Genomic DNA, 20158 nt, shown 5'->3' with positions numbered 1-20158 from the left:
CACCATTTTCATGCCTTCTGACCCTGATGTTCGCCCGGTTTTCACCTGCGCCGTCACACGCCGCGTCGGGCCGGGCCGGACCCGCCGCGGACGGTAAAGTGATGCGTATGCACTGGTCACCGTCAAGTCACACGGCCGGCCGACTCCACCCGCGAACCTCCTCCCGGAAGACCGGTGACACCACGTGAAGCTGCGCCTGTTCCCCCAGGAGTCCGCCGGACTGAACCTGCTCTCCCAAATGGCGCGCCAGATCGTGCTGGGGACCGGAACACTCTCGGAGATCCTCGGCGCCCCGGCCAGCGAGCATGCCCGGCTGGTGGAGGACATGCACAACCACGAGGCCAAATCCGCGGAGCTGCACTTTGCCCTCCTGACCCACATGCGCACCAGCTTCGTGAACCCGCTGCCGCGCGAGGACATGTACACGCTGTCCCGGTTCCTCAACGAGGCCATGGAGAAGCTCGACGCCGCCGCCGAGCTCGTCTCCCTCTACAAGCTCGAACGGCTGCCCAGGCGGGCCGCCGACCAGCTGGAAATCATCAGCCGCCAGGCCGAACTAACGGTCGATGCGATGCGGCGGCTGAACAATCTGGACGACCTTGAGGACTACTGGATCGAGATCCTGCGCCTGGCCAAGCGTGCCGAGCGCACACACCGGGTCTGGGTCGCGGACATGCTCCACGAGATGAAGGCCATGCAGTACGCGCGCAACCGCGACGTCGCGAACCAGCTCGTGGAAGTCACGAAGGACATGCGCCGGATCGCCACCCAGGTGGGCAGCATCATCGTCAAGGAATCCTGACGTGGTGCTCTTCTTCCTTGCCCTGGTGCTGCTCTGCGCCGGGGCCTTTGCATTCCTCAACGGGTTCAGGGACGCGTCCTCGTCGGTGGCGCTGGCCGTGCGGACGCGGGCGCTGACCCCAACAGTGGCGGTGATTCTGGCCAGCCTGTTCAACTTCATCGGCGCCGGGCTGAGCGCCGCCCTGGCGCTGGCCGTCAGCCAGGCGTGGCTGTCGCTGCCACCGGGCACAAACGGCCTGACGATTCTGCTGGCGGCGCTGCTGAGCGCCATCCTCTGGGGCGTCTACTTGTGGTGGCGCGGCATTCCCTCGTCCTCCACCCATGCCCTGGTCGGCGGGCTCGCCGGGGCGGGGGTCGCGAGCGTCGCCGTCGGCGGAAACCCCGTCATGGGCGTTGACGCCTCGCTCCTGTCCCAGGTGGTGCTCCCGCTGCTGATCTCACCGGTGATCGCCTATGCGGGGTCGTTCCTGCTGGTCTGGCCCGCGGGCTGGGCGGCCCGGTACACGCCGCCCAATGTCGTCAACACCCGCTCCCGGCGGGCCCAGGCCATTGCCGCGGGCGCCGTCGCCTTCGGGCACGGGCTGCAGGACGGCCAACGCACCAGCGCGGTGGTGATCCTGGCGCTGCTGGCGGCCGGGCTCTCCGACGGCGGTTCAGTGCCGGCGTGGGTGGCCCTGCTGACGGCCGTCTTGCTGTCGGCGGGAACCCTCGCGGGCGGGTGGCGGATTTCCTACACCATCGGCTACCGGCTGACCCGGGTCGATCCCCTGCGCGGATTCGTCGCGCAGATGTACAGCGCGGTGATGCTGCTGGTGGGCGCGATCGGGCTGCACTGGCCCGTCTCCACCACGCACACGGTGACGGCGGCAACCCTTGGCGCCGGCGCCAACCAGAGTTTCCCGGGCACCGACCGGCGGCTGGTGATCCGCATCCTGGTGTTCTGGGTAGCGACCCCGGTTGTCACCGCCGCCGCCGCGTTCGTCCTGCAGTTGGCGCTATCGACGGTGGCCGGCCTGTAGGACTCGGTTGGTTATCCGAAGCGGCCGGAGACGTAGTCCTCGGTGGCCTTCTCGGTCGGGTTGCTGAAGATCGTGGGGGTGTCGCCGAACTCGATCAGCTTGCCCGGCTTGCCGGTGCCGGCAATGTTGAAGAAGGCCGTCTTGTCCGACACGCGGGCCGCCTGCTGCATGTTGTGCGTCACGATCACCACCGTGTACTGGTCCTTGAGCTCGTTGATGAGGTCCTCAATGGCCAGCGTCGAGATCGGGTCCAGGGCGGAGCAGGGCTCGTCCATGAGGATCACCTGGGGTTCAACGGCAATCGCGCGCGCAATGCACAGGCGCTGCTGCTGGCCGCCGGAGAGCCCGGAGCCGGGCTTGGCCAGACGGTCCTTGACCTCGTTCCAGAGGTTGGCCCCCTGCAGGGACCGCTCCACCAGGACATCGGCCTCGCCCTTGGAGATCTTCGTGTTGTTCAGCTTCACGCCTGCCAGCACGTTGTCCCGGATGGACATGGTGGGGAACGGGTTGGGGCGCTGGAACACCATGCCGATCTGGGACCGGACGGTGACCGGGTCCACGCCGGGGCCGTACAGGTTGTCCCCGTCCAGCAGCACCTCGCCTTCAACCCGCGCACCGGGGATGACCTCGTGCATGCGGTTCAGGGTGCGCAGGAAGGTGGACTTGCCGCAACCCGAGGGGCCGATGAAGGCCGTGACGGACTTGGCGTCGATGTTGATGTTGACGCCTTCGACGGCCAGGAATTTGCTGTAGTAGACGTTCAGGTCCTTGACGTCGATGCGCTTAGACATGGTATTCCTTCACTTGCTGGAGGTAGGGGCGGCGGACGCGGCCGTGGCCTAGCGGCCTGTCTTGGGGGCGAACATGCGGGCAATCAGGCGGGCGCCGAGGTTGAGCAGCATGACCAGGATGATGAGCACCAGGGCCGCGCCCCAGGCCCGCTGGGAGGACGGATCCGGGTTGGACGGCGACGTGGGGTTCAGGATCTGCGTATAGATGAAGGTCGGCAGGGAGGCCATCCAGCCGCTGAACACATTGGCGTTGATGGCGGTCGCGAATCCGGCGGTGACCAGAATTGGCGCGGTTTCGCCGATCACGCGGGCGATCGCCAGGGTGATCCCGGACGCGATGCCGGAGATCGCCGTCGGGAGGACCACCTTGAGGATGGTCCGCCATTTGCGGACGCCGAGGGCGTAGGCGGCTTCACGGAGTTCGTTGGGCACGATCTTGAGCATTTCCTCGCTGGAGCGGACCACCACGGGGATCATCAGCACCGACAGTGCGACGGCGGCGACGGCGCCGGTCTTGGTGCCCGGGCCGACCACCGCGAAGAACGCGGCGGCGGCGAACAGGCCGGCGACAATCGAGGGGATGCCGGTCATGACGTCCACGAAGAAGGTGATGGCCCGGGCCAGTGCGCGGTCCTCGCCGTATTCCACGAGGTAGATCGCGGTCAGCAGGCCCACGGGGACCGAGATGAGGGTGGCGAGCACCGTGATCAGCAAGGTGCCCATGAGCGCGTGGTAGATGCCGCCCAGCAGGGGGGCACCTTCCTCGACCGTCTTGTTGTCAAAGGCGCCGGTGACACCGTTCATGGAGGTGGTGAGGAAACCGGGATCCAGGAGCCCGGGGAGCCCATTGATCAGCACGGTCCAGATCACCGAGAACAGGGGCAGCAGGGCAACCAGGAAGGCCCCCACAACCAGGCAGGTGGCCAGCTTGTCCTTGGCTTTGCGGGCGCCTTCCACAATAAGGCTCCAGCCCACCAGGCCGGCGGCGAAGAGGATGGCGGAGACGATTCCCCAGCCGAAGGCATTGAAGCCGATCAGCGCGAGGATCGCCGCGCCGAGGATCAAGGCAACGGCCAGGACGATGTACGGCGCGGCCTTGGGCAGTTGGCCCCTGGTCAGCGCCGAGCGCTTGCGTACCGGAGTCAGGGTGGAGGTCATTTAGTTGGCTCCCGAGAATTCTTTGTGCCGGCTGATGATTCCCCGGGCAATCATGTTCACTCCGAGGGTAATGACGAACAGCACCAGGCCCGCGGCGATCAGCGTGCTGACCTTGAGCCCGCTGGCCTCGGGGAAGTTCAGGGCGATTTCGGCGGCGATGGTCTGGTTGCCGGTCTGGATCAGGCTGGCGGTCAGGGCTCCGGAGGACAGCACCAGCGCGACGGCCATGGTCTCGCCGAGGGCCCGGCCCAGTCCCAGCATCACGGCGCTGATGATTCCCGGCCGGCCGAACGGCAGCACGGTCATCCGGATCATCTCCCAGCGGGTGGCCCCGAGCGCCAGCGCGGCCTCTTCGTGCAGCTTGGGGGTCTGCAGGAAGATTTCGCGGGTCAGGGAGGTGATGATCGGCAGGACCATGACGGCGAGCACGATACCGGCCGTCAGGATGGTCTTGCCGGTGGCGGAGGCGGGGCCCTGGAAGATCGGCAGCCAGCCCATGTTCTCGGCCAGCCAGTTGTACGACGGCGAGATTTCCTTGGCCAGGAACGCGACGCCCCAGGCGCCGTAGACCACGGACGGGATGGCGGCGAGGAGGTCAATCACGTAACCCAGGCCGGAGGCGAGCTGGCGCGGCGCGAAGTGCGAAATGAACAGCGCGACGCCGATCGCGATCGGCGTCGCGATCACGAGAGCGATCACCGAGGCGATGAGGGTGCCGATGACGAGCGGCCAGATGTAGGTGAAGAATCCTTCGCCGCCCTGGATCTTGTCCGCCGGAGCCACGAGGGCGGGGAGCGCCTGGATCACGAGAAACAGTGCCACGCCGAAGAGCACGACGAGGATCAAACACCCTGCTGCCAAGGTGGCTGCGGAAAAGACTTTGTCACCGGCGTGGCCTGCGCCCCGGGACTTGGTCAGGGAGGTGGTGGTCACTTCACGGTCCTTCGGTTTGGATGGGATCCGGGCGCCGGGTGCGGAGGCCTCCGCGGCCGGTGCCCGGCAAATCTAGATGTATGGAACAAACGCGTCAGTTCCCTGCTCCATGGCGGCCGCCGGTGACGGCCGCCATGATGCAGGGAACCTCGATCAGGCCTGTGTTTCCACTATGCCTTTTTTCACTTCGCCTCGCGGCGCAGCGTATCCCTAGGCCTTGGCCTTGACGGAGTCGACGGCAGCCATGGCCTTGTCCTGGAGGGTCTTGGACAGCGGCGCCGACTTGGCGGCGTCGGCGGCGGCCTGCTGGCCCGCGTCGGAGGCGGCGTACTTGACGAAGGCCTTGACCAGGTCAGCGGTGGCCTGCGTGTCGTAGCTGGTGCAGACGATGTGGTAGGACACCAGGACGATCGGGTAGGCACCCGCGACCGTGGTGGTGCGGTCCAGCTTGATGGCGAGGTCGTTGGCGTTGCGGCCCTCGACCGGCTTGCCCTGGTCAACTGCCTTGGAAGCTGCCTCGGCGGAGATCTTCGTGAAGGAGTCGCCGACCTTGATCTGCGCGGTGCCGAGCTTGCCGCTGACAGCGGAGTCGTCGGCGTAGGTCACGGCGCCGGGGGTGTCGGTGACAGTCTTGACGACGCCGGAGGTGCCCTTGGCGTTCTCGCCCTTCAGGCTGGCGGGCCAGACGCCGGCTGCCTTGTCGGTCCACACGGAGGGGGCTACGGCGGACAGGTAGTCGGTGAAGTTGGTGGTGGTGCCCGAGTCATCGGAGCGGTTCACCGGTGTGACCTTGAGGTCCGGCAGCTGGACGCCCGGGTTCATGGCCGCGATGGCGGGGTCGTTCCAGTTGGCGACCTCGCCGCGGAAGATCTTTGCGACGGTGGCGGCGTCGAGCTTCAGGTCCGTGATGCCAGGGACGTTGAAGGCGACGGCGATCGGGGAAATGTAGACCGGAATGTCAATGGCTCCGTCGGGACCACACTTTTCCTTGGAGCTGGCGAGTTCGTCATCCTTGAGGTAGGCATCGGAGCCGGCGAACTGGGCCGAGCCGTCGAGGATCGCCTTGCGTCCGGCGCCGGAACCGTCCGGGGAGTACTGCACAGTTGCGCCCTGGTTCGCGGTAGCGAAGTTGGTCTTCCAGACATCCATGGCTGCGCCCTGGGCGGAAGAACCGATGCCGGTCAGGGTGCCGGTGACCGCGGGACCCGAGGCGGACGGCGCCGCGGTCTGGGCCGTGTTGGTTGCGTTGTCCGAACCGCAGGCGGTCAGCGCAAGTGCGCCGACGGCGATTACAGCGATAGCCGCGTTGCGGCCGAAGCGGAGAGCCTTCACTGAGTTGTACCCCTTCCAGGGCTGTGAGTGCCGGGCCTGGAGAAGGCCCGCAGGGATGCGTACGGGTTTGTACCTTTACCGACCGTAAGTGGCCCAGGTGAAGAGAATTGCGGACCAAAGTGAACGGCCGGTGAACGACGCGGGACTATTGGCTTACATATGCCGGGCCGCCATTGTGTTCTGTGCGTCACAGTCGTATCGGCCACACAGTGCCCGCGGCCCCTGCCGTGTCCTGCCGTGCCGGCCGTCCCGGCGCAGCAAATAGACTGGAGGGCATGGCCTCCGCGACTGGACTCTCCGCAAGCGCACGATTCCTGCGCGGCCGGGTCCGCACCGGCTTTGTCCGGAGCCGGAACTCCCTGGGCCCGGCCATCCAGATGACCACTTGCGCCGTGGGCGCTTACGCTTTCGCAGAATACGTCCTGGGTCACAGCGGGCCGTTGTTTGCGGCCACGTCATCCCTTATTGCGCTCGGTTTTTCCCGCGACCCCAGACTGCGCCGCGTCATCGAGGTGGGCTTGGGCTGCACGCTCGGAATCGTGGTCGGAGACCTGCTGCTGCACTGGCTGGGCTCCGGAATCTGGCAGGCCGCCGTCGTGCTCCTTTTCTCCATCCTGCTGGCCAGGTTCCTGGACAGCGGGACGATTTTCACGACGCAACTGGGCCTGCAGTCGGTCCTCGTGGTGCTCCTGCCCGCACCGATCGGGGGTCCGTTCACCCGCAGCATCGACGCCGTGGTGGGCGGAGTGTTCGCGCTGCTGATGACCGTCCTCGTTCCCAAGGATCCGCGGCGTGAACCCCGCAGCGACGTCAAGAAGCTCCTGCACGAGCTCGCCGAGGTGCTGCGGGAATGCGCCTCGGCGCTGAGCTACAGCGATTCCACCCAGGCCTGGCATGCCCTCATCCGGGGCCGGAACTGCCAGCCGCTCGTCGACGCCATGCGCCAGTCGCTGCGTGCCTCCGGCGAAGTGGCAACCCTGGCCCCAGCCTACCGGCGGCACCGGGACGAGCTGGACCAGATGGAGCAGTCGCTGGACTACATCGATCTTGCGCTGCGCAACAGCCGGGTCTTTGCGCGCCGCCTGACCAGCGCCATCAACCATGCGGCGCTCTCGGACGAGGCCACCCAGAACATCGCCGAGGTCCTGCAGGAGACGGCCGCCGCCGTCGACGAACTCTCGCTCGGTCTGGCGGAAGTACACGACGGCGCCCGCCGCGCCCACCTGCGGACAGCACGCTCGGAGCTGCGGGAGATCGCCGTCCGGCTGCATCCGCGGATACTGGACGTCCAGCGGCTGGAGGGCGAAACGGTGGTCATGTTGTTCCGCCCGCTCATGGTGGACCTGCTCGAGGCCGCGGGGCTGGATTCCAAGGAAGCCCGGGACATCCTGCCCCCGCTGTAGCTGCTGCAGCTGGCGCACGGCGCGCTTGTTGTCGCTGGTCCGCCGCCGGCGCACTTGTTGTCACTGGCCCCCGATAGTGTGGACCAATGGCTACGAAGACTTCCCGGGGGCCGAAGGCGCCCGGCTATAAATGCGCCGAATGCGGCTGGACGACGGCCAAGTGGGTGGGCCGCTGCGGCGAGTGCCAGGCGTGGGGCAGCGTGGAGGAGACCGGCACCGCCGTCGCCCGGACGACGGCGGCCACGACGGTCCTGGAACCGGCCCGCCGGATCGCCGACGTCGACGCCACTACCGCCGCTTTCCTGCCCACCGGCGTGGATGAACTCGACCGTGTGCTCGGCGGCGGGCTGGTGCCAGGCGCCGTGATCCTGCTGGCGGGCGAGCCCGGGGTGGGCAAGTCGACGCTGCTGCTGGACGTTGCGGCCAAGTTCGCCCGCACGGCGCAGGACGTCCTCTACATCACCGGTGAGGAATCCGCGGCCCAGGTCAAGCTCCGCGCGGACCGGATCGACGCCGTCGCCGAATCCCTGTACCTGTCCGCCGAAACTGACCTGGGGCAGGCCCTGGGGCAGGTGGAGAAGCTGGAGCCGCGCCTGCTGGTGGTGGACTCAGTACAGACCCTCAGCAGCGCCGACGTCGAGGGCAGCGCCGGCGGCGTGTCCCAGGTGCGCGAGGTGGCGGCGTCCCTGATCGCCGCGGCCAAGCGCCGCAACATGACCACGCTGCTGGTCGGGCACGTGACCAAGGACGGCTCCATCGCCGGGCCCCGGCTGCTGGAACACCTCGTGGACGTCGTCTGCCAGTTCGAAGGCGAACGGCACTCGCGGCTGCGGCTGCTGCGCGCGGTCAAGAACCGCTACGGACCCACCGACGACGTCGGCTGCTTCGATCTGAACGAGGACGGCATCGAGGGCCTCGCCGATCCCAGTGGGCTGTTCGTCTCCCGGACCAAGGAGCCCGTTTCGGGAACCTGCATCACGGTCACGCTGGAGGGCCGCCGGCCACTGCTGGCCGAGGTGCAGGCGCTGCTCGCCGAGAGCGCCAGCTCCCAGCCCCGCCGCGCCACCAGCGGGCTCGACAGCTCGCGCGTCGCGATGCTGCTGGCCGTCCTGCAGCAGCGCGCCGGCTGCCTGCTGAACAAGGACGACTCATACGTGGCAACGGTCGGCGGGGTCAAGCTCAGCGAACCCGCCACGGACCTCGCCGTGGCCCTGGCTGTGGCTTCGGCCAAGGCCAGGAAGCCGCTCCCCCAGCGGCTCATAGCCTTCGGCGAGGTGGGCCTGGCGGGCGAAGTCCGCCCGGTGCCCGGCATCAACCAGCGCATCCAGGAGGCGCACCGGCTCGGCTTCACCCATGCCGTGGTACCGGCCAGCCCCAACGGGCACGGACCGGTTCCGGCGGGCTTCTCGGTCCGCGAGGTCGGCCACCTGGCCGAGGCCCTGGGACTGCTGATCAGCTGACGCCGCAAATGCCGGGTGGTCTGGTGGTCTGGGACCTCGGGATGATGGGCGTTATCGAGGTCCGCTGAGGCTGGAAATGCCCTCTTGCCAAAGATACCCCCCGGGGGTATGTTTGGCGTAGCCGCAGATGACTGAGCATCCGTCAGGAGCACACACCATGGAACACCGGCACAGCAGCCCCGGCGCGGACCAGGGCCTCGGGAACCACAGCCCGGGCGGGACGCCGCACGGCAACCATGCCGTGGGCTCCGCCGCGGATGAGCACACGGTACACAGCCACGGCCAGCATGCCGGGCACAGCGTCGCGATGTTCAGGGACAGGTTCTGGCTGTCACTGGCCCTGGCCGTGCCGGTGGTCTTCTTCAGCCCCATGTTCGCGGAACTCCTGGGCTACGCTCCTCCCGCCTTCCCCGGCTCAGCGTGGATCCCGCCGGTGTTCGGCACGGCGATCTACCTCTACGGCGGCCGTCCGTTCCTCAAGGGCGGACTCAATGAACTGAAGACGCGAAAACCGGGGATGATGCTGCTGATTGCCATGGCCATCAGCGTCGCCTTTATCGCCTCGTGGGTGACCAGCCTCGGCATCGGCGGTTTCGATCTCGACTTCTGGTGGGAGCTGGCGCTGCTGGTCCCCATCATGCTGCTGGGCCACTGGATCGAGATGCGCGCCCTCGGCTCGGCGCAGGGTGCGCTGGATGCCCTGGCGGCGCTGCTGCCCGACGAAGCGGAACGCGTCACGGCAGCCGGCACGGAGACCGTCAGCCTCGCCGAACTCCGCGCCGGGGACACCATCCTGGTCCGCCCCGGCGGCCGGATGCCGGCCGACGGCACCGTCAGCGGCGGGCAGGCCGAATTCGACGAATCCATGATCACGGGCGAATCAAAAACCGTCCTGCGGGCCCCTGGGGATCCCGTGGTGGCCGGAACCATCGCCACTGACAACTCCGTGCGGGTCCGGGTGTCGGCCATCGGCGAGGACACGGCCCTCGCCGGGATCCGGCGCCTCGTGGCCGAGGCGCAGGCGTCCTCCTCCCGGGCCCAGGCCCTGGCCGACCGGGCTGCGGCCTTCCTCTTCTACTTCGCAGCCGGCACCGGCGTCCTGACGTTCATCTTCTGGACCCTGATGGGCAGCATAGGAGACGCGGTCACCCGCACCGTGACGGTCCTGGTAATCGCCTGCCCCCACGCCCTCGGCCTTGCCATCCCGCTCGTCATCGCCATTTCCACCGAGCGCGCCGCCCGGGCGGGCGTCCTGATCAAGAACCGGATGGCGCTGGAGCGCATGCGGACAGTCGATGTCGTGCTGTTCGACAAGACCGGAACCCTGACCAGGGGCGAACCGGAACTCAAGGAAGTCGCCGCCGCAGACGCGGGAACAACCGGCCAAGACGCCGCGCAGGATACGGTGCTGGCACTCGCGGCCGCCGTGGAGGCCGACAGCGAACATCCCCTGGCCCGCTCAATCGTTGCCGCCGCCCGGGAACGGGGACTGAAGCTTCCGACGGCGGACGGGTTCACGTCGCTGACCGGCCGCGGAGTCCGCGCCACGGTCGACGGCCGCACGGTCCAGGTGGGCGGTCCGGCCCTGCTCCGGGAGCTGGGTCTGCAGGAGCCGCCGGAGTTGGCCGCCACGACCGGCGCCTGGCTGAAGCGCGGCGCAGCGGTGCTCCACGTCGTGGACGGCGGCAGGGTCCTGGGTGCTGTCAGCCTCGAGGACGCTGTACGGCCCGAGTCCCGCCAGGCCGTCCGGGCCCTGCAGGCACGCGGCATCAAGGTGGCCATGGTCACCGGCGACGCCCGGCAGGTGGCGCACGCCGTCGCCGCCGAGCTCGGCATCGACGAAGTGTTCGCCGAGGTGCTCCCCGCCGACAAGGACAAGAAAGTGGCGGAGCTCCAAGGCCGCGGGCTGAAGGTGGCCATGGTGGGCGACGGCGTCAACGACTCCCCCGCGCTGGCACGGGCGGAGGTGGGGATCGCGATTGGCGGCGGCACGGACGTGGCCGTGGAATCCGCCGGCGTGGTCCTGGCCGGCAACGATCCGCGGGCTGTGCTGTCAATGCTCGATCTTTCCAGGGCGAGCTACCGGAAGATGTGGCAAAACCTCGTGTGGGCCACCGGATACAACATCATCTCGGTGCCGCTGGCTGCCGGTGTCCTCGCCTTCGCCGGAATTGTCCTGTCCCCCGCCGCGGGCGCCGTGATGATGTCGGCGTCGACCATTGTGGTTGCCCTGAACGCCCAGTTGCTGCGCAGGCTCAAGCTCAACCCGGCCGCGGTCAGCTGAGCTGGCGGAGGCCCCCATGCCGGAAACCACCCGCCGTGAGTCATCATTCGGGAGATCGTATGCCCGGGTGGGTCCGCGGATGGACGCCCGCGGCGCAGCAGAGCACCGCCGCCGGCTCGTCGCGCCGGCGCACGGCTTCGTCATCGAAATCGGGGCGGGCTACGGGGCCACCTTCCCGTTCTACCCTTCCACGGTGTCCGGCGTGCTGGCCCTCGAACCGGACCCCACGCTCCGTGTGCTGGCCCTCGCCGCCGCCGGCAAGGCGCCTGTGCCCGTCACGGTGAGGGACGGCGTGGCGGAAGCGCTGCCGGCGGCGGATGCCTCGGCCGACGTCGTCGTCACCAGTTTGGTGCTGTGCAGCGTGGCGGACCCGTCCCTCGCCCTGGCGGAGGTGGTCCGGGTCCTGCGCCCCGGCGGCCTGCTGCTGTTCTACGAACATGTCCGCTCAGCGCACCGCCTGCTGGGGGCCGCCGAAGACCTGCTCACACCGCTGTGGGGCCGGATGGCAGGCGGATGCCACCCGAACCGTGACACCGCAGCCATGATCGCCGCGGCAGGCCTGAGCGTGCAGGGCGTCGAGCGCTTCGGCTTTTCGGTGCTTCCCGGCAATCCGCGGCTGGCCCACGTCCTCGGCATGGCGGGCAAATCCTGACCCCGCCCCGGCACAACGAAGAGGGGCGCCTGCCCCGATGGCAGACACCCCTCTCATGATTTCGCTCCGGCTGAGCCGGCCTGGATTTGCTAGGCCTTCTTGGGCGGCAGGGCCAGCTTGAAGATCTTCGCCCACGTGGAGCCGACCTGCTTCAGCAGCGGACCCGTGGTGTACGGCAGTCCGTAGCGCTTGCAGATCTCCTGTACCTTCGGCTGCACCTCCGCGTAGCGGTTCGAGGGCAGGTCCGGGAACAGGTGGTGCTCAATCTGGTGCGAGAGGTTGCCGGTCATGAGGTGCATGAACTTGGAGCCGGAGATGTTGGCCGAGCCGATCATCTGCCGCACATACCAGTCACCCCGGGTCTCGCCCTCTACCATTTCCTCGGTGAAGGTGTCGGTGCCTTCGGGGAAGTGGCCGCAGAAGATCACTGCGTGCGCCCACACGTTGCGGACGGCGTTGGCGGTCAGCGTGCCGTAGAGGGCCTGCTTGCCGGAACCGGTCAGCATGGCGACGGCGGGAGTGGCGGCGTAGTCCTTGGTGAACTGCGTCAGTGCCTTGCGGCCGAGGGCCTTCAGGTCCTTGGTCAGGGCTTCCTTGGACTTCCGGCCCTCTTTGTAGTCCACCAGTTCGAGGTCGTAGATCGCGATGCCCCACTCGAAGACCGGTGCCAGCAGCGCGTTGTACAGCGGGTTGCCCAGGTTGAAGGGCGTCCATTTCTGGTCCGGATCCATCCGCAGCAGGTTGTATCCGATGTCGTTGTCCTTGCCGACCACATTTGTCCAGCGGTGGTGGAGATCGTTGTGGGTGTGCTGCCAGGAGCGCGCGGGGGTGACGAAGTCCCATTCCCAGGTGGTGGAGTGGATGTCCGGGTCCCGCATCCAGTCCCACTGCCCGTGCAGGATGTTGTGCCCAAGTTCCATGTTTTCCAGGATCTTGGCGAAGCTCAGCAGCGCGGTGCCGGCGAACCAGGCGGGCTTCTTCTTGCTGACAAGGAGCAGGGCACGGCCGGAGAGCTCCAGGCCGCGCTGGATCTTGATCATGCGGCGGATGTAGGCGGCATCGGCGGACCCGCGCTTGGCGAGGATGTCATCCTTGATGGCGTCGAGTTCGCGCCCCAGCTCCGCCACCTGCTCGTCGGAGAGGTGAGCGGCCGCGGGCGGACGCAGCAGCGGGCTGCCGGTCTCGGCGAGGGCGCCGGGCCGCGTCTTCGCGACCGTGACGACCTTCGCTGTGTCGGCTGAACCGCTGGTGGCGGGGGTGTCGGCGTCGGAAAGGTCCGGTTTGTTGGAAACAATCGTCATGCGGTGATACTCCTCAGAGGTCGAGGTTAACGGGGCCGGCGGCTGCCGACACGCACGTCTGGATTAGTTGGCCGGGCTCGCCGTGCACTTCGTTGGTGCGCAGGTCACGGACGTGGCCGGCCCGCAGCGGGATGAGGCAGCTGTGGCAGATACCCATCCGGCAGCCGCTGGGCATGAGGATGCCGGCGTCCTCGCCGACATCGAGCAGCGGGGTGTCGCCATCGGCCTCGACTTCACGGTCGGAGGCCTCGAAGGTGACCAGGCCGCCGTCGTGCCCGGCGCCGCCGGCGAGGCTGGTGCTGAAGCGTTCGATGGTCAGGGTGCCCGAGCTGGCCGCGGCCTGCTGGGCGTCCTCCGCTTCGGCCTCCCACAGCGCCTCGGCGTCGTTGAGGAACCCTTCCGGACCGCATGCGTAGGCGGCGCGCTGGCGCCAGTCCGGGCAGAGCCGGTCCAGGTCGGCGGCCGAGGTGAAGTCCAGCCGTCCGCTCTCACCGGTGAACCAGTGCGTGACGCGCAGGTTGGGGAACTGGTCGGCGAGCTCGGCGAGTTCTTCACGGAAGATGGTGTCCGCGGCGGTGCGGGCTGTGTGGATCAGGACGACGTCCGAATCCGGGCGGTGCGGAACGAGCGTGCGGATCATCGACATCACCGGGGTGATCCCGCTGCCGGCCGTGAGCATGAGCAGCGGCCGCGGATGCTCGGGCAGGACGAAATCGCCCTGCGGGGGCGCCAGGAACAGGACGTCGCCGGGCTTGGTGCCGCGCACGAGGGCCCCGGAGACGGCGCCCATGTCGGTCACGGTGATTGCCGGGTCCTGTCCGGCGGGGGCGCTGAGCGAGTAGGACCGCCAGTGGCGGACACCGTCGAGCTCGACGCCAATACGGGCCCACTGGCCGGCAAGATGTGCTTGCCAGCCGCGGCCGGGACGGAAGAAAATGGTGGCGGAATCGGCCGTTTCTGGAACCACCCTGGTGACTACGCCGCGCAATTGGCGGGCGGAAAACACAGGATTGAACAGCGACAGAATGTCTTCTGGAGCTAGTGGGGTGGTCAGTAGAGATGCGGCGCGCGCCAGCTTACGGAGCCGGATCATTCACCAAGCTTATGTCAGATTGCGCCATACTTCTTCACCCAAGGCATACGATCGACTCAAGAAAACTATCCCGCCGCAACAACTCATCGGACTGTTCATGAACACATCCCCTGCCCGGGAGCCTGCCGGCCCCACCCCCGCCTACGATCCTCCCTGGCTGGCCCTGCCGCGGGAGGTCAGCGACATGCTGCGGCCGCGGATGCCCGGCATTGTGGAGGCCATCATCGAAGCCGTCCCGCAGCTCGTCCCGGCTTACGCCAGGCCGATCGAGGGGCGCTTTGGCAGGGGGCTGCGCAGGGGCGTGGCCGCGGCACTGGACCGCTTCCTGCAACTGCCCGGGACCCGGCTGCCAGCGCTGTCCGAGGAAAGCCGGGAGCTGGTGGCCGGGCTGGGCAGCGGCGAGTTCCGGCAGGGGCGGAGCATGGACGCGCTCCTGAGCGCCTACCGGATGGGCGCCCGCGTGACGTTCCGGGAGATGTCCAAAGTCTCAGTGGAACATCATCTGGGCCAGGGCGTCGTGGTGGATCTGGGCGAATCGATCCTCGCGTACATCGATGAGCTGTCAGCGGTCAGCGCCGAGGCCTACGCCTTTGAGCAGTCCGAACGGGCCGGAGCAGTGGACCGGCGGCGCACCGAACTGCTGGACCTGCTCCTGCTCGGCCAGGCCGACGAGGCGGCCCTGCGCCAGACGGCGGCGATGGCGGACTGGTCCCTGCCCCAGCGCATGGCGGTGGTGACGCTGCCGCTGGACCGCGCGGCCGGGCTGCGGCTGCGCCTGGGCCCGGGCACCCTTGTGATTGAGCGCGAGACCGATGTTGTCGCCCTGGTGCCGGCGCGGATGTCGCGCTCCGCCCGGGACGACCTGGACCGTGCCCTGAAGGGGCGCGGCGCTTCCGTGGGACCGGCCGGGGGCTGGGAGAGGGTTCCGGATTCGCTGCGGCTGGCCGTGCTGGCCGCCGCAGCACTGCCTCCGCGGGAGGGACCGGATGACCCCCCGATCTGGGCCGACGAGCACTTGGCGCAGGTGATTCTCGGTGCAGAACCCTCGGCGATCACCGAACTCGCCAACCGCCGGCTCGCGCCGCTGGAAGGGCTCCGGCCCGCACAGCGCGACCGGCTCGCCGAAACCCTGCTCTCCTGGTTGCGCCACTGGGGCCAGCGGGCGCCCGTGGCCGCCGAGCTCGGGATCCACCCGCAGACCGTGGGCTACCGGGCAGCGCAGCTGCGCGAGCTCTTTGGCGACGCCCTCGAGGACCCAACGGCGCGCTTCGAACTCGAACTGGCCCTGCACGCCGGCCGGCGGTAGGCCAAGCCCGTCGGGCGGACCGCAGGTTACCCGGCGAGCGCCCGCCGGCTGTGGAGCCGCAGCTCCAGGTCGTGCATCACGAGCGCCGCCAGGTCCTCCAGCGCGGCAGTGTCCTCATCGCTGAACTCGCGGGGCTCACGGTCCAGGATGCAGAAGGTGCCCAGGTTGTAGCCGTCCGGAGTGCGCAGCGGCACCCCGGCATAGAACTGCAGGCCGAACTCGCCTGCCACGAGGGGGTTGGCCAGCGTCCGGGGATCGTTGACGGCGTCCCGGACAATCCAGGCATCGCCCTGCAGGACGGCGGAGGCGCACAATCCGGGGTCCCGGCCGATTTCCGTGACATCCGTGCCGTGGTGGGACTTGAACCAGATGCGGTCATGGTCCACAACACTGACAATCGCCACGGGCACCGAGAACATGCGTGCGGCCAGCGCCGCGATCCGGTCAAAGACGCCGTCCGCGGGAGTGTCCAGGATCCGGTACCGCTCGACCGCACGCATGCGCCCTTCTTCGTCGGTCAACAGCGCGGCCGGGTCCCGGCGGCGGCGTCCTGTGCCGCTGATGACTTCCTGGCGCAGGGCCAGGGACACTTCCCGGGCCGGCGGGCGGGCGGCCGGATCCCTGTCCAGCATGGAGGTCAGCAGGGCCGCCCACATGGGCGCGATGTCTTCGGGGACGTCCGGGTCGTGGAGCAACCGGGCCAGGGCGGACTGCACCGGCGCGCCCGGATAGGCCATTTTCCCTGTCAGGCCTTCCAGCAGGACCAGCCCCAGCGAATAGACGTCGCTGGCGGGGCCTGCCGGTTCGCCGGCAGCCTGTTCAGGGCTGAGGTAGGCCGGGGTGCCGGAGCTGTCATCGGGGTCGCCGTGGTGGCCTTCGCGGATGGTGATGGCCACGCCGAAGTCGCTGAGTTTGGCGCGGGCGCGCCGGTCCTCGACGCTGTAGTCCACGAGCAGGATGTTGGCCGGCTTGACGTCCCGGTGGATGATGCCGTGGTGGTGGATGTGCGCAAGACCGTCGGCGAGATCGTGTCCGATCAGCGCCATGTGGGCCGCCGACAGCGGACCCTCGGCCGAGCGGCGGCGCAGGTCGGGGCCGCGGACGAGTTCCATCACCAGATAACTGAGCCGGCGGGTCGGGTCACTGAGGTCCGTGCCGGCGTCGAACAGTGTCACGAGGGCGTGGTGGGCCATCCCCGCCAGGATCCGCACTTCATCGGCCTGCCTGCGGGTCCGCTCTTCGTCCACTGTCCCGTCGCGGAAGAGTTTGACTGCCACTTCACGCCCCAGGACCTCGTCCGTGGCGCGGTACACGCTCGATTGGCTGCCCCTGCCAATGAGTTCTTCGATCCGGTAGCGCCCGCTGAGCAGGAAACCGGGGTCCATGGTTGTCAAAGGTCTACGTGGTCCCTCTAATGGGGCCGCCGCTGGAAGCGGGCGGATCAGTCCAAAGCCGGGACAAATCCCGGCACCCGCACCATAAGCAAGCTTACTTATCATAACGCGGAAACCGGATTCCGGAAGACTTCCCGGGACCCTTTCGGTCCGCCGCCTTGGGCTATTTTGCGGGGTTGTGGGTCCCGATCGGCACCAGGGTGAGGTCAGGGTGGTTCTTTTCGATCCGGCGCAGGGCCCAGACGTCGTTGAACAGGGCCAGGTATTCCCCGTCGGAGCGCAACAGGACTTCGGCGCCGGGGACGTTGGCCAGCGCCGGCATGGCGTCGGCGGTCGAGATCCGGGCCATGGAATACGGGAGCCGCTCCAGCCGCATCGGGGCGCTGAAGTCGTGCGCCATGCGGTCCTCGACCACTTCGAACTGCATGGGGCCGACGGCGGCAAGAACGGGCGCCTGGTCACCGCGAATGTCGGAGCGGAGCACCTGGATGACACCCTCGTGCTCGAGCTGTTCGATGCCGCGGCGGAACTGCTTGAACCGGCTCGGGTCCTTGGAGCGCGCCACCTGGAAGTGCTCCGGGGCGAACAGCGGGATCGCCGGGAACTCCACGGGCTGGTCCAGGAACAGGCTGTCCCCCACCCGGAGGGAGGAGGCGTTCACGAGGCCCACCACATCGCCCGGGAAGGCCTCGTCGATCACCTCGCGTTCGCGGCCGAAAACCTGCTGGGCGTACTTGGTGGCGAAGGATTTCCCCGTCCGGGTCTGGGTGACCACCATGCCGCGCTCGAACATGCCGGAGCAGACACGGATGAAGGCAACGTGGTCGCGGTGGGCCTTGTTCATGCCGGCCTGGACCTTGAAGACGAACCCGGCGAACGGGGCATCCACGGGGCGGGGGTCGCCGTCGACGTCGGGCCGCGGGGCAGCGGGCGGGGCGAAGTCGACGAGGGCGTCGAGGATTTCCTTGACGCCGAAGTTCAGCGCGGCCGAGCTGAACAGGATCGGCGTCGCCTTGCCGGCGTGGAAGGCCGCGACGTCGAACGCCAGGTTGGATTCGATGACCAGCCCGGCCTCGTCCACGGCGTTGGACCAATCGTCGCCCTGGCTGGCGGCGGCCTCGTCGGGGGTGAAGTATTCGGTGAGGGCGATGTTGGCGCCGGCGTTGTTGCGCTTGAACTGCGCGAAGCGGTCGTTGCGCAGGTCCCAGACGCCGCGGAAGTCGCCGGAGATGCCAACAGCCCAGGTCAGCGGCATCGGCTGCAGGCCGGTGCGCTCGGTGATCTCGTCCATCAGCGCCAGGGCGTCCAGGCCGGGCCGGTCCCACTTGTTGATGACAGTGATGATGGGCAGGTTGCGCTGCTTGCAGACCTCGAAGAGCTTCATGGTCTGGGTTTCCAGGCCCTTCGCTGCGTCGACCAGCATGACGGCACAGTCCACGGCCGCTAGCACGCGGTAGGTGTCCTCGGAGAAGTCGGCGTGGCCCGGGGTGTCCAGGAGGTTGATCACGGTGTCCCGGTAGGCGAACTGCAGAGCGGCAGAGCTGATGGAGATGCCGCGGTCCTTTTCCATCTGCATCCAGTCCGAGACCGTCTCCTTGCGGTTGGCCTTTCCGCTGGAGGCGCCGGCCGTGCCGATCACCTTTGCGTGCAGCGCCAGGGCCTCCGTCAGGGTGGATTTGCCGGCGTCGGGGTGCGAAATGACCGCGAAAGTCCGGCGCCGGGCCGCCTGCTTGTGAATCTCCTGGACTCGGGCGGGGCTGAGGACTTCTTGAGACACGATGCTACTTTCGCTGCGGCAGTGGACGGGTCACGGCGCGGAGAGCCCGCGGTACACCCAAGGATCCAAGTTTATCGCAGGCCGCGGACCACGGTCGAAGCTACGTCCGGACCGCGCATGAAGCTGCGCGAGGCCCGGGCACGAAGCTGCGGCCTTGCGGCGCCAAAATGCCGTCACGGACGGCGCCCGGGGCAGCCCTTCAGGAGGCCCGCGGCGGCACGCCGCAATGGACCACTTTAAGGCTTGCCTGTGCGGAAGTGGCCTTGCTTTACCCCTATCATGGGGAGAGCGGGGAACTGAGTACTTTGATCCTGCCGGGAGACCCTGGAATCCGGCGCACTTGCAGGCTCGTCCCTGCACCTTTGAAGGGAAATCTATGGCTCGGAGCCCTGAAGATGCGCTCAAGGCGACCCTGGCCAGGGTGGCACCGGGCACAGCCCTCCGCGACGGCCTGGAACGCATCCTCCGCGGCCGGACCGGCGCGCTGATCGTGCTGGGCATCGACAGGACCATCGAGTCCATCTGTTCGGGCGGCTTCGAGATCGGCATCGACTTCTCCCCCACCCGGCTGCGGGAACTGGCGAAGATGGACGGCGCCATCGTCTGCGACAAGGATGCCAGCAACATCCTGCGCGCGGCGGTCCAGCTCGTCCCGGATTCGAGCATCGAAACGCAGGAATCGGGCACCAGGCACCGGACCGCGGAACGCGTGGCCATCCAGACGGGCGTCCCGGTCATTTCGGTCAGCCAGTCAATGCAGATCATCGCGCTGTACGTGCACGGGCTGCGCCACGTCCTGGAGGGCTCCGAAAAGGTCCTGGCCCGCGCCAACCAGGCCCTGGCAACCCTGGAACGCTACCGCTCGCGCCTGGACCAGGTCACCAGCTCGCTCTCGGCCCTGGAAATCGAGGCCATGGTGACGGTCCGTGACGTCGCGGTCACCCTGCAGCGCCAGGAAATGGTGCGCAGGATCTCCGAGGAAATCTCCCAGTACGTCCTGGAACTGGGCGAGGACGGCCGCCTGCTCTCGCTGCAGCTGGACGAGCTCACCGTCGGCCGCGGCCCGGGCAGCGACGTCATCATCCGCGACTACTCCGGTCCGGCCGCAACAGCGGATGACATCGACAAAGCGGTTAAGGCCCTCGTCAGCCTGGGCCCGACCGAGCTGATCGACCTGGGCAAGATCGCCGGCATCGTCGGCTTCGCCGGCGGCGAGGCCAACCTCGACGCCGTCGTGCAGCCGCGCGGCTACCGCCTGCTCTCCGGGCTCAAGGCCGTGCCGAAGGCCGTCGCCGACCGGCTCGTCGACCACTTCGGCGGCCTGCAGTTCCTGATGGCGGCAACAATCGATGACCTCATGACCGTCGACGGGATCGGTGACCAGCGTGCCAGGACCGTCAGGGAGGGCCTGAGCCGCATGGCCGAGGCCAGCCTGCTGGACCGCTTCCTCTAAT

Annotated in this window: 16 protein-coding genes; 8 read left to right on the top strand and 8 right to left on the bottom strand. The window is 68.1% G+C overall.

Features of this window, described 5'->3' with window-relative positions; translation table 11 throughout:
* The first annotated feature begins 184 nt into the window (after nucleotides 1-184).
* Together AC1DBX_RS17075 and AC1DBX_RS17070 are read left to right on the top strand one after the other, a co-directional pair.
* Nucleotides 185-802, top strand: a complete 618-nt coding sequence (locus AC1DBX_RS17075; protein ID WP_028276610.1) for a DUF47 domain-containing protein — start codon at nucleotides 185-187, stop codon at nucleotides 800-802.
* A gap of 1 nt (nucleotide 803) precedes the next feature.
* Nucleotides 804-1820: an inorganic phosphate transporter gene (locus AC1DBX_RS17070; RefSeq protein ID WP_476859496.1), complete on the top strand. Its 1017-nt coding sequence runs from the start codon at nucleotides 804-806 to the stop codon at nucleotides 1818-1820.
* Between the two features lie 11 nt (nucleotides 1821-1831).
* Here the strand turns inward: AC1DBX_RS17070 and pstB are convergent, their stop codons facing one another.
* The 4 genes from pstB to pstS all read right to left on the bottom strand — a co-directional run bounded on the left by pstB (nucleotide 1832) and on the right by pstS (nucleotide 6034).
* Nucleotides 1832-2611, bottom strand: coding sequence for a phosphate ABC transporter ATP-binding protein PstB (gene pstB, locus AC1DBX_RS17065; RefSeq protein ID WP_018774898.1), 780 nt, complete (start codon nucleotides 2609-2611; stop codon nucleotides 1832-1834).
* A gap of 48 nt (nucleotides 2612-2659) precedes the next feature.
* A complete protein-coding gene (gene pstA, locus AC1DBX_RS17060) occupies nucleotides 2660-3769 on the bottom strand; it encodes a phosphate ABC transporter permease PstA (protein WP_476932303.1) in 1110 nt (369 codons plus the stop codon).
* Complete coding sequence (gene pstC / locus AC1DBX_RS17055) at nucleotides 3770-4702, bottom strand: phosphate ABC transporter permease subunit PstC (protein ID WP_230007456.1); 933 nt, start codon at nucleotides 4700-4702, stop codon at nucleotides 3770-3772.
* Nucleotides 4703-4912: 210 nt separating this feature from the next.
* On the bottom strand, nucleotides 4913-6034 hold the full coding sequence (gene pstS / locus AC1DBX_RS17050; protein WP_476849890.1) for a phosphate ABC transporter substrate-binding protein PstS: 1122 nt from the start codon (nucleotides 6032-6034) through the stop codon (nucleotides 4913-4915).
* A gap of 275 nt (nucleotides 6035-6309) precedes the next feature.
* On the opposite strand from pstS, the gene AC1DBX_RS17045 reads away from it, so the two are divergent.
* The 4 genes from AC1DBX_RS17045 (at nucleotide 6310) to AC1DBX_RS17030 (ending at nucleotide 11833) form a co-directional block, all read left to right on the top strand.
* The gene (locus AC1DBX_RS17045) at nucleotides 6310-7437 is read left to right on the top strand and encodes an FUSC family protein (protein ID WP_230007454.1); all 1128 of its coding nucleotides are present in this window, start codon (nucleotides 6310-6312) and stop codon (nucleotides 7435-7437) included.
* Between the two features lie 86 nt (nucleotides 7438-7523).
* Nucleotides 7524-8897 (top strand): DNA repair protein RadA, encoded by a 1374-nt coding sequence (gene radA, locus AC1DBX_RS17040; RefSeq protein WP_223914678.1) that lies wholly within the window; start codon nucleotides 7524-7526, stop codon nucleotides 8895-8897.
* A gap of 157 nt (nucleotides 8898-9054) precedes the next feature.
* A complete protein-coding gene (locus tag AC1DBX_RS17035) occupies nucleotides 9055-11181 on the top strand; it encodes a copper-translocating P-type ATPase (protein ID WP_476932301.1) in 2127 nt (708 codons plus the stop codon).
* A 79-nt stretch (nucleotides 11182-11260) separates the two neighbouring features.
* Complete coding sequence (locus AC1DBX_RS17030; protein ID WP_476932300.1) at nucleotides 11261-11833, top strand: class I SAM-dependent methyltransferase; 573 nt, start codon at nucleotides 11261-11263, stop codon at nucleotides 11831-11833.
* An 89-nt stretch (nucleotides 11834-11922) separates the two neighbouring features.
* Here the strand turns inward: AC1DBX_RS17030 and AC1DBX_RS17025 are convergent, their stop codons facing one another.
* Complete coding sequence (locus tag AC1DBX_RS17025) at nucleotides 11923-13134, bottom strand: fatty acid desaturase family protein (protein WP_243178328.1); 1212 nt, start codon at nucleotides 13132-13134, stop codon at nucleotides 11923-11925.
* Between the two features lie 13 nt (nucleotides 13135-13147).
* Nucleotides 13148-14227, bottom strand: a complete 1080-nt coding sequence (locus AC1DBX_RS17020) for a ferredoxin reductase (RefSeq protein ID WP_028276907.1) — start codon at nucleotides 14225-14227, stop codon at nucleotides 13148-13150.
* Nucleotides 14228-14324: 97 nt separating this feature from the next.
* On the opposite strand from AC1DBX_RS17020, the gene AC1DBX_RS17015 reads away from it, so the two are divergent.
* The gene (locus AC1DBX_RS17015; RefSeq protein ID WP_476849894.1) at nucleotides 14325-15533 is read left to right on the top strand and encodes a PucR family transcriptional regulator; all 1209 of its coding nucleotides are present in this window, start codon (nucleotides 14325-14327) and stop codon (nucleotides 15531-15533) included.
* A gap of 26 nt (nucleotides 15534-15559) precedes the next feature.
* Here the strand turns inward: AC1DBX_RS17015 and AC1DBX_RS17010 are convergent, their stop codons facing one another.
* Nucleotides 15560-16918, bottom strand: a complete 1359-nt coding sequence (locus AC1DBX_RS17010; protein WP_476859583.1) for a protein kinase domain-containing protein — start codon at nucleotides 16916-16918, stop codon at nucleotides 15560-15562.
* Nucleotides 16919-17090: 172 nt separating this feature from the next.
* Entirely contained in the window at nucleotides 17091-18704 is a 1614-nt protein-coding gene (locus tag AC1DBX_RS17005; RefSeq protein WP_028276909.1) for a peptide chain release factor 3, read from the bottom strand.
* A gap of 376 nt (nucleotides 18705-19080) precedes the next feature.
* On the opposite strand from AC1DBX_RS17005, the gene disA reads away from it, so the two are divergent.
* Nucleotides 19081-20157: a DNA integrity scanning diadenylate cyclase DisA gene (gene disA / locus AC1DBX_RS17000; RefSeq protein WP_476849896.1), complete on the top strand. Its 1077-nt coding sequence runs from the start codon at nucleotides 19081-19083 to the stop codon at nucleotides 20155-20157.
* The last annotated feature ends 1 nt before the right edge of the window (nucleotide 20158 follow it).

The sequence above is a fragment of the Arthrobacter sp. 10N44_2 genome, assembly GCF_056394385.1.
The sequence above is the reverse complement of the archived record's forward strand: the minus strand, read 5'-3'. Positions and strand labels throughout refer to the sequence as shown.

Bases quoted from the DNA above. Each gene is read 5' to 3' on its own strand.
- pstB (WP_018774898.1), bottom strand. From the start codon at position 2,611: ATGTCTAAGCGCATCGACGTCAAGGACCTGAACGTCTACTACAGCAAA.
- pstA (WP_476932303.1), bottom strand. From the start codon at position 3,769: ATGACCTCCACCCTGACTCCGGTACGCAAGCGCTCGGCGCTGACCAGG.
- AC1DBX_RS17045 (WP_230007454.1), top strand. From the start codon at position 6,310: ATGGCCTCCGCGACTGGACTCTCCGCAAGCGCACGATTCCTGCGCGGC.
- radA (WP_223914678.1), top strand. From the start codon at position 7,524: ATGGCTACGAAGACTTCCCGGGGGCCGAAGGCGCCCGGCTATAAATGC.
- AC1DBX_RS17035 (WP_476932301.1), top strand. From the start codon at position 9,055: ATGGAACACCGGCACAGCAGCCCCGGCGCGGACCAGGGCCTCGGGAAC.
- AC1DBX_RS17030 (WP_476932300.1), top strand. From the start codon at position 11,261: ATGGACGCCCGCGGCGCAGCAGAGCACCGCCGCCGGCTCGTCGCGCCG.
- AC1DBX_RS17025 (WP_243178328.1), bottom strand. From the start codon at position 13,134: ATGACGATTGTTTCCAACAAACCGGACCTTTCCGACGCCGACACCCCC.
- AC1DBX_RS17020 (WP_028276907.1), bottom strand. From the start codon at position 14,227: ATGATCCGGCTCCGTAAGCTGGCGCGCGCCGCATCTCTACTGACCACC.
- AC1DBX_RS17015 (WP_476849894.1), top strand. From the start codon at position 14,325: ATGAACACATCCCCTGCCCGGGAGCCTGCCGGCCCCACCCCCGCCTAC.
- AC1DBX_RS17010 (WP_476859583.1), bottom strand. From the start codon at position 16,918: ATGGACCCCGGTTTCCTGCTCAGCGGGCGCTACCGGATCGAAGAACTC.
- disA (WP_476849896.1), top strand. From the start codon at position 19,081: ATGGCTCGGAGCCCTGAAGATGCGCTCAAGGCGACCCTGGCCAGGGTG.